Here is a 14,784-nt window from a genome sequence, read left to right on the forward strand (position 1 = left end):
GATCATCCTGCTGCTTTACCTATAATCAGGCCACCTCAACTTATCGGCCGCACGAGCACTCATGACATTCGACCGCGCACCCATTCGCAAAAAACTCAGCACCCATGTCGATCGGCTCGCCGGTTTGATTGGTCCTCGGATTCTGGCCAAGCCTGAGTCGATTACGGCGACGATCGGATACCTTTCTGGACAGTGGAAAGAGATGGGCTACGAGGTGCGTGAAGAGACGTACGAGTCTTCCGACGGTCCGGCGACCAACCTGGTGGTGGAAATCCCCGGCAAGTCCGCCAGGGACGTGATTGTTCTGGGGGCCCATTACGACACGGTCGCGACCACGCCGGGTGCCGACGACAACGCTTCGGCCGTGGCGGTACTATTGGAGGCGAGCCGACTATTGAAAGAGGTCTATCCCCGAAAAACGATTCGCTTCGTCTCGTTTGCCTGCGAAGAGGCTCCCTACATGAGCCTGGGCTCGATGGGGAGCCAGCATCATGCTCGTCAAGCCAAACTGCGAGGGGAACGGATCGCGATGCTGTGCCTCGAGATGGTAGGCTACTTCCGTCATGAACCAGGCTCGCAGAAGGTGCCTGATACGATCCCCAAATTTCTGCACTGGATCTTTCCCAAGCGGGGGAACTTCCTGGGGGCGGTCGGCAACTTGCATTCGTGGCAGTTGTCGTGGTCGTTTCGCCGAGGGTTCAAGAAGGCTTCGCGAATGAGCCTCTTCTCGATCTGCTTGCCGGAAAAGATCCACGAGATTCGCCGCAGCGACAACAGTTCGTTCTGGGACGAAGGCTACCCAGCGCTGATGCTGACCGATACCAGCTTTTTGCGTAACCCGAACTATCATCAGCCCAGCGATACGCCTGACACGCTCGACTACGACGCGATGACCGAAGTCGCGTTAGGCGTTGCGAGTGCCTTGCGAAAACTGGCTGTTTAGAGCGTTTCCAAGTTAGCTGTAGCGTTATGGGCGTCGGCGAGGCAAGCTGGACAAGGCGACCGAAGCAGGCGAATCCTCTAGATTCGTCGATGCAGGTCAACGAAGTCCCGCGCAGCCGCAGCCAGCCAAGGACGCTACAGATGAATTGGAACCGCTCTAGACGATGCGCCGACCGACGTCTTCTACCGTCGCCACCCATTGCTCGAACTGATCGGTTTGCTGCCACTGTTGCTTCAGTTGGCAATCATCGGAGGTGATGCGGGCCAGGGCCTGCGTGGCCAGAGGGACGAGGTGGTCCGTGTTGAGGTGCTTATGCCTGTCTACCCAGCGGTTGAGTTGATCCAACGAGGCCTCGTGCAGGCCAGGTCTTCCGCGGAGATGCGCGATCGCTTCACAGGCCGCCAAGGCTTCGCTCGCCTGGTCGACGTCGAGGTGGTCTTCGGCGTTGATACTCGTTTCGAGCGTCGTTTCGATCCACGAAAGATCGTCGCACACCGTCAGGCTGTCGAGCCAGTCGCAGGCGGTGTCGTTGTCGAAAATCTCGTACCCCCAAGCACCCATTTAAAGAGAATCTCCACTTGTGGACTGACCTTTTCACACAAGATACGATGTCGCGAGGCATCACACAACGGATGAATGAGTCCCAAAGAAAATAATTACAATTCTCGAAGACTTCGGAAATACTATCAGGCAGCAACTCGATCGGTGGATCGGCAATCGCGAAAGACTCGCGAGGCAGACTATTCCCCCTCTGCCGAGAGATGCCAGTTCGCACCATCGGCCATGATGCTGCCATTGATCTCCAGTAGTTTGCCTTTCAGCTTTGCCAACAACTCAGGCTTTTCCCTCGCCAAATCATGTTTCTGCTGCGGATCGTCTATCAGATCAAACAATTGATAGTTGGCATAGGTTCCGTTCTTGATCAGGGGAATCCATTTTTCCTGGAACATGTTGTCGCTACTCATCTCGTAATCGCGCTGGGCTACCAGGCTGTACCGTCCGTCGCGCATCGCAACGATCGGACGCGACCTTTGCAGATGCCAGAACAGCGGCTGATGCCGGGCAAACGATGCCTTGCCGGGCACTAAGAGAGGTGTCAGATTGCTCCCATCCAGGTGACGTCCTTGGGGAGGATCGACCCCCAGCAAACCGCAGACGGTCGGAAAGATATCGACGATCCCGGCCGGCGTTTCGTTGGAAATCACCTGGCCTGCTTCAATGGTCCCAGGCCAGGTAAAGATACCTGGAACGCGAATTCCCCCTTCCCAGTTCACTCCCTTCTTCCCACACAGACCGCCGGTGCGATCGTCGCGATAGCTACCATTATCCGAAGCGTAAACGATCAGCGTATTCTCCGGCTTGTCGATCTCATGCAGTTTGGCGACCAGACGCTCGATGGCTAGGTTGGTGTTGTCGATCGTGCCAGAGTAGATCGCGGCATTGTCGTTCTTCTTGCCATACTTCACGACGACCTCTTCCGGAGCGGCGATCGGTGCGTGGGGCTCGTGAAACCAGACGTTGAGAAAGAAGGGCTTCTTCGCGTCGCGGTGATGATCGAGCCAGTCGATCGCTTCGTCGACGACCAACTGGCACGAGTACCCTTCCAGCCTGCCGACCGGTTTTCCATTGCGAATGAAATTGTGAGGATTCTTATGGCTGGGCTCGGCGTTGTTCCAGGTCGCAAACCAATAGTCGAAGCCGTGCTGGTCAGGCGTGGGCTTATCGTACTTTTCGGTCGGCAGACCAAGATGCCACTTGCCGATATGCGCGGTGGCGTACCCCTCTTGCTTGAGCACCTCGGCCAGGGTGTTTTCGCGAAGCAGCAAGTGCGACCGCTGCGAGGCATCATGGATCCAACTGTAAACACCCGCGCGAATATGATGCCGACCCGTCAAAAGGGTTGCTCGAGACGGCGAACATACGGCACAGCCAGAATAGAACGCTTGAAAGCGCGTTCCACCAGCGGCCAGGGCATCGATTGCCGGGGTCTTAACCGGCCCGTCGTAGCACCCGATATCCTGGTATCCTAGATCGTCGGCCAAAAGAATAACCACATTCGGCTTCTGGGCGGCCTCAATCAATGCCAGCGGAATGGCCAGATACGAAATCAAAGCGACAAAGAGCAGGGCAGGGCGAATCATGCGTAACCTTTCAGCAGGCAGGGCCATAATCTATGGGGAAGGATGTCGGCGTGGGACGAGAATGACTCGGCAGGCGGGGTTATCGTCTCATTATTACCTATGGTACCAAGCAACGGTAGCAACCTCAGTCCACTCATGGACTTGAGGTAGACGACGTCTCCCTTACCAACTATCGTGAAGCGAACACGCCCCAAAGTCAAAAAGATTCGTCCGCGATCTTTTTCCCGCCGCGTCCTCCCAAATTTCTCCCCACACAGCCAGCCAATATTCCCTTCGTGATTGTGCTGTTCAGGAAAGCCGTGATGCCTTCTTCCAATTTGATTTGTCTGCTTCTGTGCCTGGGCACCGTGCTCGCTCCGTTCACTACGCTAACCGCGGAAGAGCCGCCGTTTGATCCCTCGCGTCTGGAAGTCACCACGCTGGTTACCCAGTTGAAACAACCGATGGAACTGGCCGTCGCTCCGGACGGACGCATCTTTTACATCGAGATCCAAGGGCAACTGAAGGTCTATGATCCCCACAAGCGACAAACGGACCTGGTCGGTGAAGTGGTGGTGACTACCGCTCAGGAAAACGGCCTGATCGGCCTGGCGCTCGATCCAAGCTTTGAAGACAACCATTGGATTTACCTGCAATACTCGCCGCCGGAGTTCTCGGGCCAGCACGTGAGCCGCTTCACGCTTGTCGATGGCAAACTCGACATGTCCAGCGAAAAGGTTCTGCTGAAGTACGAAGAGCAGCGTCTACAGTGCTGCCATCATGCTGGCTCTCTGGAGTTCGGCCCGGATGGTTGCCTGTTCATTGGCACCGGCGACAACACCCATCCGCATGGCGATTCGCACGGCTATGCCCCCATCGACGAACGCGCCGACAAGTTCCCTTGGGACGCCCAGAAGTCCTCGTCCAACACCCGCAGCTATAACGGCAAAGTGTTGCGGATTCGTCCCCTGGCCGACGGCACGTATGAAGTGCCTGATGGCAATCTGTTTCCCAAGGATGGCTCGCAGGGGCATCCCGAGATCTACGTAATGGGCTGCCGCAATCCATGGCGGATCAATGTCGATCAGAAAACTGGTTATCTGTACTGGGGCGAAGTCGGTCCCGATGCCGGCGGCGATGGCCCGCGTGGTCCTCGCGGTTACGACGAAATCAACCAGGCCAAGAAGGCCGGCAACTTTGGCTGGCCTTACTTCATCGCCGACAATCAGGCCTACCATGACGTCGACTTCGCGACCGAAAAGATCGGCGCGAAATTCGATCCGGCTCACCCGGTGAACGAGTCCCCTAACAACACCGGGATTCGCGAGTTGCCTCCGGCCACCGAAGCGTTCATCTATTACCCCGGCGCCGCGTTCGAGAAGTTCCCGGAAGTTGGCTCCGGCGGACGCACCGCATGTGCGGGTCCCTCGTACGACTTCGACGCGGCCAATCCCAGCACGACCAAGTTTCCGCCTCATTTCAACCGCTGCTTGTTCGTGTACGAGTGGTCTCGCCACTGGATCCTGGCCGTTCATTTGACGGGCGACTCCGAGATCGCCTCGCTGGAACCCTTCATGCCCGACCACAAATTCACGCGCCCCGTCGACATGCAGTTCGGCCCGGATGGCGCTCTGTACATGCTCGAGTACGGTGAGACGTGGGGCGTGAACGACGACGCCAAACTGGTGCGCATCGACTACGTGCGCGGCAATCGGCCTCCCAGTGCCGTGGCCTCCGCCGAAAACAACACCGGCAAACAGCCTCTGGCCGTGAGGCTTTTCAGCAACGGTACCAAGGACAAGGATGGGGACGATTTGAAGTACGCCTGGTACGCCCATCGTGCCGGGGAAGAGAAACCCACGCCGCAGCTTCTTTCCAACGACGCCAATCCGGAAATCACCTTCGAAGAAGCCGGCGTGTTCAATGTCGAGTTGAAAGTGACCGATCCGCAGGGAGCCGAGGCAATCGCGTCGGTACCCGTGATCGTAGGCAATGCACGACCCCAGGTCTCGTTCGTTTCGCCGCGGGATGGCGACTTCTTCGACTCGCTGGCCGCCATTCACTATCAGTTGAAGGTCAACGACGTCGAAGATGGCACCTCCGACTTTGAAGAAGCGGACGAAACCGGCGCGCCGGAAATCGATCTCGAAGCACCACGCCGCACGGCGGTCAACATGACCCTGGGAACCGGCAGCATTCCCCGCGGCCCCGGCGGTGACGTCAGCGACAACGACCCCGTCGGCCTGCGACTGATGAAGAAGAGTGACTGCTTCAACTGCCACGCGGTCGATGGACTGCGGGTAGGTCCTCCTTTCCTGAAGGTCGCCGAAAAGTATCGCGGCAACGCCGAGGCCTTGGAAGCATCGGTAAAGCGTGTCCGTGAAGGCTCGGCCGGCGTTTGGGGTAAGGTCCCCATGCTGCCCCACTCGCAGCATTCGATCGAGGAAATCCGAGACATGGTCGCGTGGGTCTACTCGCTGGAGAAGGACAACGCCGTCCGCGTGTTCGATGGCTTCGTCGGGAACATTGAACTCACCGACGCGGAGGTCGAGAAAGCAGGCTACGTACAGCTCGAAGCCAGTTATCGAGACTTAGGCGCCGGAGAGATTCCGCCGCTGGTCGGCACGGCCAAGCTCTTCTTGCGGCAACGCAAGATCGAAGCGGAAGCCGCGGACGAAATCAACGGCCCGCGAACGCTCGGCGGTCATACCGCTTCCGATGGCAAGTTTCTCGGCGCGATCAACCACAACCACTTCGCCCGATTCAATCAAATCCCGTTGGATCGCGTCGGCAGCCTGACCTTACGGGTCACCTCGGCCGGGTCAGGGGGTCGGATTGAAGCCCGCCTGGACTCGCTCGACGGCCCGGTTATTGCTTCCGCTCTGGTCGAGGTGAACGGTAGCTGGGATGCGTTCCATGACGTTACCTGCCCCATGGAGCCCCAGGCCGGCCGCCACGATATCTACCTCGTGTTCATCAACCCAGAGCGGCAAGGGGGCCTGATGAATCTCGACAGCGTAACATTCGCCCCCAGCAAGTGAAAACGTTCCTAAATTCGAGACCCCCCAGGCTTCCTAGCAGCCTGTTTTCGTCATCGAGATGACGAGACCGCATGCCGCAGAAGCATATTTTGATTGAGATATATTTCTCAACTCCCCCTATATCTACTGCCCTGTCCGTAGATTATCAGCGATTTCCCGCAATTTCCCCCTATCAACAATTGCACCCTTAAAGCCCCGTTACGATAATAGTAAAGAATGACTACCTCCTCTGAATCAGCATTTACGGCACTGACCCCACCGGTGCATTCTTTTTGATACACTTATCTCCGTTTTTTTCTTTCTCTGTTATCACCTTTCCGCCTCAAGGAACCTCGTACATGCATAAGCTTCTTTCAATGCGTTTTGGCCAACGGAAAGCCTTCACGCTGGTCGAATTGCTCGTTGTGATCGCCATTATCGGTGTGCTGATTGCCCTGTTATTGCCAGCCGTTCAGCAAGCCCGTGAAGCCGCGCGCCGCATGCAGTGCTCGAACAATTTGAAACAGTTGGGACTCTCGCTACACAATCACCACGATACGTACGGGTACATGCCGCCGCTGCGAGACATTGGTGGTGGCCATAGCGGACGTCGCAATGGATTTATCCTGTTGCTACCCTTCCTCGAGCAGAACAACTCCTACGAACAGATCCAAGCCGATTTGGGGGCGAACCCATGGGACGACCGAGCCTATTGGAACGATTTCAGCTTTGATGGTTTTACGTGTCCATCGTCGGTGCCCCCAGCCACTTTTGAGGACTCACAGAAGTGCTCGAAGAATTACATGATGTGCTTGGGAGATCGGCTGGTTGATAGGGACGGCCCGATGCAGAATACCCGCGGCATGTTCCAACGAGGGAATGTCAGTAACAACCAAATCCAGAACAAGTTGAATTTCGCCTCCATTACCGATGGCCTGTCGAACACGATGGCGTTTTCCGAGAGGATTGCCTACGCATCCAATGCACGCCCGATGCAAGGCGCTTTTGCCCAAATCACGCTGGATGGCAACAGTTCGCCGTCGACTTGTACCGCTGCTCTTACGGGGACCTGGGCGGGGCAAAGCGAAGGTGCACGCTGGAACGATGGAAGATCGCCGTTTTCTGGTTTCTTTGCCGCAGCTCCACCGAACAGTGTCAGCTGTACTGGGGACGGCAACAGCGGCAACATCCATGATGGAACGTTTGCATTGCCAGGTGCCAGCAGCCTGCATCCAGGTGGCGTCTTGACGTGCTTGGGGGATGGTTCGGTGCGATTCATCTCCGAGACCATTGACACCGGCAACCAGGGAGCGAGCTTCAATTTCACCACCGGACAATCCCCCTATGGCATTTGGGGTGCGTTGGGAAGTCGTAATGGTGGCGAGCCGGTGACTGACTAGTTGCCGATGCCATGTGATAGAGCAAACGCCCGACCCCAATCGGTCGGGCGTTTTTTCGTTCCACGATTTAGCCCAAAAAGGGGGAAGCCTAATGAACAAGAATGTTCTGTTGTTGAGCGCGGCAGCTGTTTGCCTGTTCGTGATGGGATGCGAACCTGGCACTTCCAATCCACCCACATCTCCGGTCACCGGCAAGGTGACCTACAAGGGGGAAGCCGTGGAAGGAGCGACAATTCAGTTTCTTCCGAGTTCCTCGGAAGTTAAAGTCGCCAATGCCACATCCGGCACCGACGGTACCTATGCTTTGTCGACGTTCGAGACCGGTGACGGCGCCATGGCCGGTAAGTACAAAGTGACTGTACGGAAGTTAGTCCCTGTTCAACAAGGGGTTCAAAAGGATGGCGAGAACGCGGGCGAGCCAGCCTACGTGAACAAGGACATGCTGCCGAAGAAATACATGTCCATGGACTCGACGCCCCTGGAGTTTGAAGTGACGGCCAGCGGCAATCAAACGTTCGACATCGATTTGGTCGACTAGCAAGTGCGGCAGCAGAGGCAGGCTCACCAATCGCGATTGCGTGACGCTCGCCAGGTGTAAGCAACCATTCTCGAAATCGCTGGGCGGGAACGTTCTGTTGCCCGCCTCCCCATCATTTGCCACGCCCAAAGATGAAATCGGCATCGTTGAATGATTTCGCACGTTTCCATGCCGCATAAACGCATTTTGATTGAGACATATTTCACCACACCCCCCTACACCTACGGTGTTCCCCGTAGGATCTCGGCTATTTAACTTATTTTTGTCGTATTTTTAGTTGCACCCGAGATCGCTCTTAGCGATAACCACTCCAGAGGCTGCCTCTCCTCTAAACTGGCATTTGTGGTGCTCTATAGCCCGGAAGGTCCTTTTTCTCACACATTTTCCATATTTTAACTTTTACTCATTATCGCTTCTTCGCCTCGCTGACTCTTATCAAGGAACCTCGTCAATGTATAAGCCTCTTGCAATACGTCTTGGGGGACGGAAAGCCTTTACGCTGGTTGAACTGCTCGTTGTGATCGCGATTATTGGCGTTCTGATTGCCCTGTTGCTGCCGGCCGTGCAGCAAGCACGCGAAGCCGCACGCCGCTCGCAGTGCATAAACAATCTCAAGCAAATCGGCCTGGCGGCACATAATCACCACGACACATTCCTGGCCTTCCCCGCCGCACTGTACAACCACAACAACGGTTATGCAGGGAACAACGAATCGGATCAGATTGGTCCTAACTGGGCCGTTAAGTTCCTACCGTTCGTCGAACAGTCGGCTCTCTACGACCTCTTCGAGGTGAATGAGAACAACGCGAACACAGTCGATAAGTGGCAGCGCGATGTGACGTTGCCCAACGGCGAATTTGCGCGAGCCCAGGAGATTCCTGCCTACCTCTGCCCGAGCGACGCGGCCTCCAAAACTCCCTACAGCGGCATCGGCGGCAACTGGGGACGCGGCAACTATGCGGCCAATGGCGGTTTTCAATCGTGGTGGAATGACGGCGAGTCCTCGACCCCCAACGGGTACAGCCAGAACATCAGTTCCGACGGCGTCTTTACCGTCAACAAAGGTAAGAACATGTCGGCGGTTACCGACGGAACTTCCAACTCCGCCCTCGTGGATGAAATTCGGATCGGTGAAGTCGCTACCGACCAGCGCGGCGTGTGGGCATTGGGCGTTTCCGGTTCCAGCATCGTGAACAACTTCTCACGCGGTGACTGCCATGGCCCGAACGATAGGAATGCCAACTCCGACGACGTTCTCGATTGCCAGGACTTCGCCGACGGAAGAGGTGGATGCTGGGAAGGCTGCACGAACACGCAGGCCGTCGCTCGCTCGCTGCACCCCGGCATCGTCAACATCGTGTTTGTGGACGGAAGCGTCAGCAGTATTGCCGAAACGATCGATCAGCCTACCTGGGCCATGATGCACGCCATCAACGACGGCATTCCTTACGAGAGACCTTAGTCCTCGATCGACCTATCAACGCAATCGGCGAGGCGCGATCCTCGCCGATTCTTATTGGAAGTTCATCAAGTCTTATCTTGCACATTGAAAGGTATGCCGAAGTGACAACCACTCGGATTTCTATTGGCTTGTTTGCCTGCTTGATGCTGGCTTGCGTCGGTTGCAGCGAAGCCCCTTCGATCGTTAAAGGCTCGGTAACCAAAGGTGGTGAAGCCCTTCAAGTAAGCAGCCAAGGAGACATCCAGATCCACTTCATCCAAGAAGAAAATGGCAAGATGACCGGTCAAACGTATATGACCAGCATCGACCCCAGTGGCCATTTTGAAGCCGAAGTGCCTGCCGGCGAATATCGAATCTCCGTCCAGCAGCTTGATCCTTACCCCAATGTCGACAAGTTGAAGGGACAGTTCAGTCAGGCCAAGACGCCCATCAAGCAATCCATCAAGGGTGGCGATACGATCGATATCGATTTGAGTACGTATGCGAAGTAGGCTCGGCAGAACTCTTCTTGCTGTCTCTGCTGCTATCGGATTCGGACTCGTCGCGGTTGGGTTTTGGTACTTCAATCAAAGCCCATTACCGCCTGGCAGCCCTGAACTGACCGGCTACGTTCACGGGCGGGTTGTCTACCCTATCGTCTTTACGTCGCGCGGCAGCACCGCCAGCCTGCGCGCTGCCGCCGACCACGGCGAAACGTTCGTCTACCCTGGTCAGCCGCTATGGCAGGCCGAGCAAGGGCGGCTGAGAATGCTGCTTCCCAGTGGCGAGGTTAGCGAACTGACCTGGGAAAAGCCGCTGCCCGATGGTTCAACGTTAATCGACGTGATGAGCCCGAGCGTCTCGCCCGATGGTCAGAAAATCATCTTCGCCGGGCGTAAAGCAGCGCCTGATCCAGGCCACTTTCGCTTGTACGAGATTCAAATCGACGGGACAGGCCTGCGTCAACTGACCGGCGGACCCAACGATCCTGGCTGCACGGCGGTTCCTCCCATGCGCTACGACGAAACGGGAGAAGCCGTTCTCTCGGATACAAAGCGCAAAAGAATCGACTATGACGACGTCGACCCGACGTACGCTCCTGGCGGTCACATCGTCTTCGCTTCCAGCCGCACGCCGGATCTGGGACGCGATCATGCCCGTCGTAGCACCACGCTGTGGATCATGAAGGAAGATGGAAGCGACAAGAAGCCGTTATCGGCCAATCGCAATAATGATCGCTGGCCGTGGATCGCGTCCAACGGCTACGTCATTTTCAGTCTTTGGAGCCGCAATCGCGAAGTCATCTCGCGAGATTTGACGACGATCGAGCCGTATACCGATGGCGCGGACACCGCCACGCTGCCGACCGATGCGTGGCTGGGTGCGCACGTGGAGCCCAACGGCGATTTCTTTGGCAGCGTGCTGAAAACGAAAGAGCCTGTCTGGCGCGCACGTGGACTCGATAACGGCAATTACGTCTTCATGACTGCTTCCGCGAACGGCGAAGATTCAACATCTATAATGACGGTCGTTCAGGCTAAAGCAGGCAGCATCAGTAATTCCCCCAGTTCGCTGGCCAAGGAATCGGTGCTTCCCACGACGAGCGACTCGGTACTGGTCTTCGGGCCTTCGCACGATAAAAATGGCAACGCGTTGCAACTGGCAACGCCTGGACCGTATCCTGACCACCAAATCATTCTCGCGGCCGCCAGCGCGCGGGAAGATGGTACCTGGGATGAAGCATCGTATGGAATTTATCTGGCCGATGCTGACTGGAGCGCGGGTTCCACCGCGGAAAGCATCTCGCTGCGAAAAGTCTTCGATGATCCGCGGCTGGTCGATAGCGAACCGGTGGCCGTCACGCCCCGAAAGATCAAGTACAACTTCCAAGCACTGGAAGTAGGGGACGGCAGCCAAACCGTTCGCTTTGCCAACGGAGAAACATTCGCTGGCCCGACGGCCGAGGTCCACAATTCAGCCGTCAGCTTTGCCGGCAACCAGGATGCTCCAGGACAAAAGGCAACCAGCAGCGACGCGCCGATTTTCAACCCGGTCCCCAAGGACCTGATCGAGACCATTCGCGTTTATGGATCGTATCGCGATCGCTTCGATTTGCCTGACGAGCCGCGCACGCATGGCGGTTTCGAGTTGCTGATCGAGACGCCGGTGAAGAACGACGACTTCCGTTTCCGAATTCCGCCTGGGGCGCCAACCGTCTTGGCCGGTTTCGATTCCGAGGGGCACGTCGCCAGCTGGCAGAGCGAAGCCCAGAACGACTCGGGTGAGCGAGCCACCTTCTACGCGTTTGCTGGCGATCACTACAGTGGAGCACGCCCTGGCTTCACGCACTTCTGCACTGGATGCCATACGGGGCACAGCGGCACCCCGACACTCCGCATGTCGCCTCGGTAGTCCGCAAGCCGGGTGTGGGCAAACCAGGGCCTTTCGCCTGTACTCTCGGCATGAATCCCGATATCCCCCTGAAAAACGACCTTCTGAGCGTCCCCTCCTATATTGGCATATCGGGCCCTACCAAAGAAACCGTTGTCACCAGAAGTCCCTTTCATTGCCATTATCCGGCTCGGTTGACTATTCAAAGGCAGCTCAAACGTCATTATAGATTTCTCCCAATATGCCAGGGAAAATTTTCCATCTTTATACATACTTTGCACTGCACACAAAGACAGTGCTCGTCATCGTCGTTTGCGGTGCTCGTTCTTTTCCATAGCGGGCTCATCGATTCGTTGAATGGACGGACGACGAGTCCAACCTTTTCTTATCTCTCTTACCAGGACTCGGAATCATGCGCGTTGTTGGACTCGCCGGGCGCACTCGGCGCGGATTTACGTTGGTGGAACTTCTGGTCGTGATTGCCATCATTGGCGTGTTGATCGCGTTGCTCTTGCCGGCGGTGCAGCAGGCTCGCGAAGCCGCTCGCCGGATGCAGTGCGGCAACAACATGAAGCAGATGGGGATCGCGATTCACAACTATCACGATACCTTCCTGCACTTCCCTCCGGGGCGCGTGCAGTCAGGCGAGCCGTACTGGGGCAACTGGTGCATCGCGATCCTGCCGTACATCGAACAGAACGCACTTTACGAGTCGTACGATCACACCGTTACCTGCGACCACGCCAACAATGCCGACGAAGTGAAGCAGCGGCTGGAAGCGTTCATTTGCCCCAGCGATACGATGCCAACCCCCATTCGTCAGCCATCGTCCGGTTTCGGCCGCGACGCCCATGCGATGTCGTACAAAGGGATGAGCGGTTACGTCGAGGACGAAGCGTACAACTGGGACCATATCAAAGAAGTCGATATGTCGACGCAAAAGTGGAAAGGCATTTTCCACTCTGTAGGCAACTACAACAACGACAAGCTGAACTTCGAGAAGATGGCCTCGGTCACCGATGGCACGACCAACACCTTGTTGGTGGGCGAATTCCATCAGCCAAAGGATGACCCCGGCCGCGGCGCGTTCTGGGCGCACTCGAAGTGGGGCTACGGCGTGGGGTACGTGATTCTCGATCCGTATATCTTCGGCAACGAGTACAACACTTGCACCGCAAATACCAGCACCAACATTTGTCGCCGGGCCTGGTATTCGCATCACCCAGGCGGGCTGAACTTCCTGCGGGCCGATGCTTCGACCTTCTTCCTACCCGAAACGATTGACCTCCGCGTGTTCGGTGCCCAAGCCACCATGGGCAACGGCGAAGTCGAACGCATCAACTAGCGTTGGCCCATCGTTTCACGAATCGATACCAAGAAGAAGGTTAACCCCCAATCATGAAACTTACGCAAAACCTAGGGACCGTCGCGCTGGTTGCCTTAGTCGTTCTCTTGGCTGGATGCAGCCAAGAGAACGAGAATTTTGCTCCCGTCAGCGGAACAGTCACCGTCAAAGGAAAACCACAGCCGAACCTGATCGTCAGTTTCCTGCCGGTCACCCAAGGTGAAGAGCCTGCGATCGCTTCCTCGGGACTTACCGACGACCAGGGTCGCTTCACTCTGAAGACCACCGGAGAAGATGGCATGGAAGGTGCCATGATCGGTCAACACCAGGTCCGCATTCGCAATCGTATCGTCCTGGGTGCCGAAGACGCCGTCGTGCCCGAGAAGTCCTCCGCCGTGAGACTCCCCAGCAAAGCCACCGACGGCAGCCTGACGGTCGACGTCCCCAAAGAAGGCCTCGATACGCTGACTTTTGAGCTGTAAGGGCTGGAACGCAAGAGTATTAACCAAAACGACTACGCTGACTACCAGGGTGGCCCAGAGAGCCATCTCTGGGTCGGCGTAGCCGACAAGCGGCTAATGGATGGGCGTTGTCGAAGAACGAAACCTTCCACTTGGTTCACGTTGGACGCGTGAGCCTCCTGTGGCCTGCGGCCACCCAGAGATAGCTCTCTGGGGCACCCGGCCTGTTGCTGGTAGCATCCTTGCGATTTACAACTAGGAAACGAGCGGCCATTTGCGGCCGAGGGCTTTTTGTTGCATCTCAGTCAGTTCCATGATGCCCCCTTTGGCCAGTTTCAGAAGCTTGGACAGTTCGTCTTCGCTGAAGGTCGCTTCTTCTCCGGTGCCCTGGATTTCGATGAACTTCCCGCTGCCGGTCATGACGACGTTCATATCGACCGTCGCGGCGAAGTCTTCCACGTAGTCCAGATCCAAGACCGGCGAACCATTGACGATGCCGACGCTGATCGCGGCCAGGCTGTCTTTGAAGACCGAACGTTTCGGATCGGGCAGTTCGATGGTGCTCACCGCGTCGACCAGCGCGATGAACGCCCCGGTAATGCTGGCCGTGCGCGTTCCCCCGTCGGCGTCCAGCACGTCGCAGTCGACCGTGATCATCTGCTCGCCCAACGCTTCCAGGTCGACGACCGCTCGCAGGCTCCGTCCAATCAACCGCTGAATCTCGGTCGTACGACCATCGACCTTCCGCGCCTTACGCGTCGGCGTGCTGCCTGGCAGCATGTTGTACTCGGCCGTGACCCAACCTTTTTCACTCCCCTTAAGCCACGGCGGCACTGACGACTCGACGCTGGCCGTGCATAGAACGGTGGTCGTGCCGGCTTGAATCAGCACGCTCCCAGGGGCGTTCTTGGTGTACTTTCGCTTCACCTTCAAAGGACGAAGCTGGGAAACAGAACGGCCATCGTGACGGGGCATGGTGTAATATCCTTGGGAGCAATTCGTGAATGCGTGATAGCCGCAGAGGACACAGCGAAAGAAAAGAAGACAACCACAGATTTCACGGATAGACACGGATGAAATTGGAATCGTCGAAGACGAATCTTCAGATATCTGTGTTCATCTGTG

12 protein-coding genes are annotated in these 14,784 nt (G+C 56.7%); 9 read left to right on the plus strand and 3 right to left on the minus strand.

Going from position 1 to position 14,784, the window contains the following annotated elements; genetic code table 11:
- Positions 1-61 precede the first annotated feature (61 nt).
- Entirely contained in the window at positions 62-943 is an 882-nt protein-coding gene (locus tag Pan97_RS24455; protein ID WP_144977371.1) for a M28 family peptidase, read from the plus strand.
- Between the two features lie 156 nt (positions 944-1,099).
- Here the strand turns inward: Pan97_RS24455 and Pan97_RS24460 are convergent, their stop codons facing one another.
- Both Pan97_RS24460 and Pan97_RS24465 read right to left on the minus strand, forming a co-directional pair.
- A complete protein-coding gene (locus tag Pan97_RS24460) occupies positions 1,100-1,504 on the minus strand; it encodes a DUF4259 domain-containing protein (RefSeq protein ID WP_144977374.1) in 405 nt (134 codons plus the stop codon).
- A gap of 179 nt (positions 1,505-1,683) precedes the next feature.
- Positions 1,684-3,084, minus strand: coding sequence for a sulfatase-like hydrolase/transferase (locus tag Pan97_RS24465; protein WP_196782210.1), 1,401 nt, complete (start codon positions 3,082-3,084; stop codon positions 1,684-1,686).
- Positions 3,085-3,386: 302 nt separating this feature from the next.
- Here Pan97_RS24465 and Pan97_RS24470 point away from each other — a divergent pair, with 302 nt between their 5' ends.
- From Pan97_RS24470 to Pan97_RS24505, 8 genes are all read left to right on the plus strand, one after another.
- Positions 3,387-6,104, plus strand: coding sequence for a PQQ-dependent sugar dehydrogenase (locus Pan97_RS24470; RefSeq protein ID WP_144977376.1), 2,718 nt, complete (start codon positions 3,387-3,389; stop codon positions 6,102-6,104).
- A gap of 338 nt (positions 6,105-6,442) precedes the next feature.
- Complete coding sequence (locus tag Pan97_RS24475) at positions 6,443-7,483, plus strand: DUF1559 domain-containing protein (protein WP_165698960.1); 1,041 nt, start codon at positions 6,443-6,445, stop codon at positions 7,481-7,483.
- Positions 7,484-7,574: 91 nt separating this feature from the next.
- On the plus strand, positions 7,575-8,021 hold the full coding sequence (locus tag Pan97_RS24480; RefSeq protein ID WP_144977379.1) for a carboxypeptidase regulatory-like domain-containing protein: 447 nt from the start codon (positions 7,575-7,577) through the stop codon (positions 8,019-8,021).
- 451 nt (positions 8,022-8,472) lie between these two features.
- Positions 8,473-9,483, plus strand: coding sequence for a DUF1559 domain-containing protein (locus tag Pan97_RS24485; RefSeq protein ID WP_144978646.1), 1,011 nt, complete (start codon positions 8,473-8,475; stop codon positions 9,481-9,483).
- A gap of 101 nt (positions 9,484-9,584) precedes the next feature.
- Positions 9,585-9,974, plus strand: a complete 390-nt coding sequence (locus tag Pan97_RS26380; protein ID WP_165698961.1) for a DUF3823 domain-containing protein — start codon at positions 9,585-9,587, stop codon at positions 9,972-9,974.
- Positions 9,964-11,874, plus strand: coding sequence for a TolB family protein (locus Pan97_RS24495; protein ID WP_144977385.1), 1,911 nt, complete (start codon positions 9,964-9,966; stop codon positions 11,872-11,874). The genes Pan97_RS26380 and Pan97_RS24495 overlap by 11 nt, the downstream gene beginning before the upstream one ends.
- 391 nt (positions 11,875-12,265) lie before the next feature.
- Positions 12,266-13,198 carry a DUF1559 domain-containing protein gene (locus Pan97_RS24500; RefSeq protein WP_144978648.1) on the plus strand — a complete coding sequence of 311 codons (933 nt, stop codon included), beginning with the start codon at positions 12,266-12,268 and terminating at the stop codon, positions 13,196-13,198.
- Between the two features lie 53 nt (positions 13,199-13,251).
- Positions 13,252-13,680 (plus strand): DUF4198 domain-containing protein, encoded by a 429-nt coding sequence (locus Pan97_RS24505; RefSeq protein ID WP_144977388.1) that lies wholly within the window; start codon positions 13,252-13,254, stop codon positions 13,678-13,680.
- A 234-nt stretch (positions 13,681-13,914) separates the two neighbouring features.
- Here the strand turns inward: Pan97_RS24505 and rph are convergent, their stop codons facing one another.
- Positions 13,915-14,634, minus strand: a complete 720-nt coding sequence (gene rph / locus Pan97_RS24510) for a ribonuclease PH (RefSeq protein ID WP_144977390.1) — start codon at positions 14,632-14,634, stop codon at positions 13,915-13,917.
- Positions 14,635-14,784 lie beyond the last annotated feature (150 nt).

The sequence above is a fragment of the Bremerella volcania genome (assembly GCF_007748115.1).
GTDB lineage: Bacteria > Planctomycetota > Planctomycetia > Pirellulales > Pirellulaceae > Bremerella > Bremerella volcania.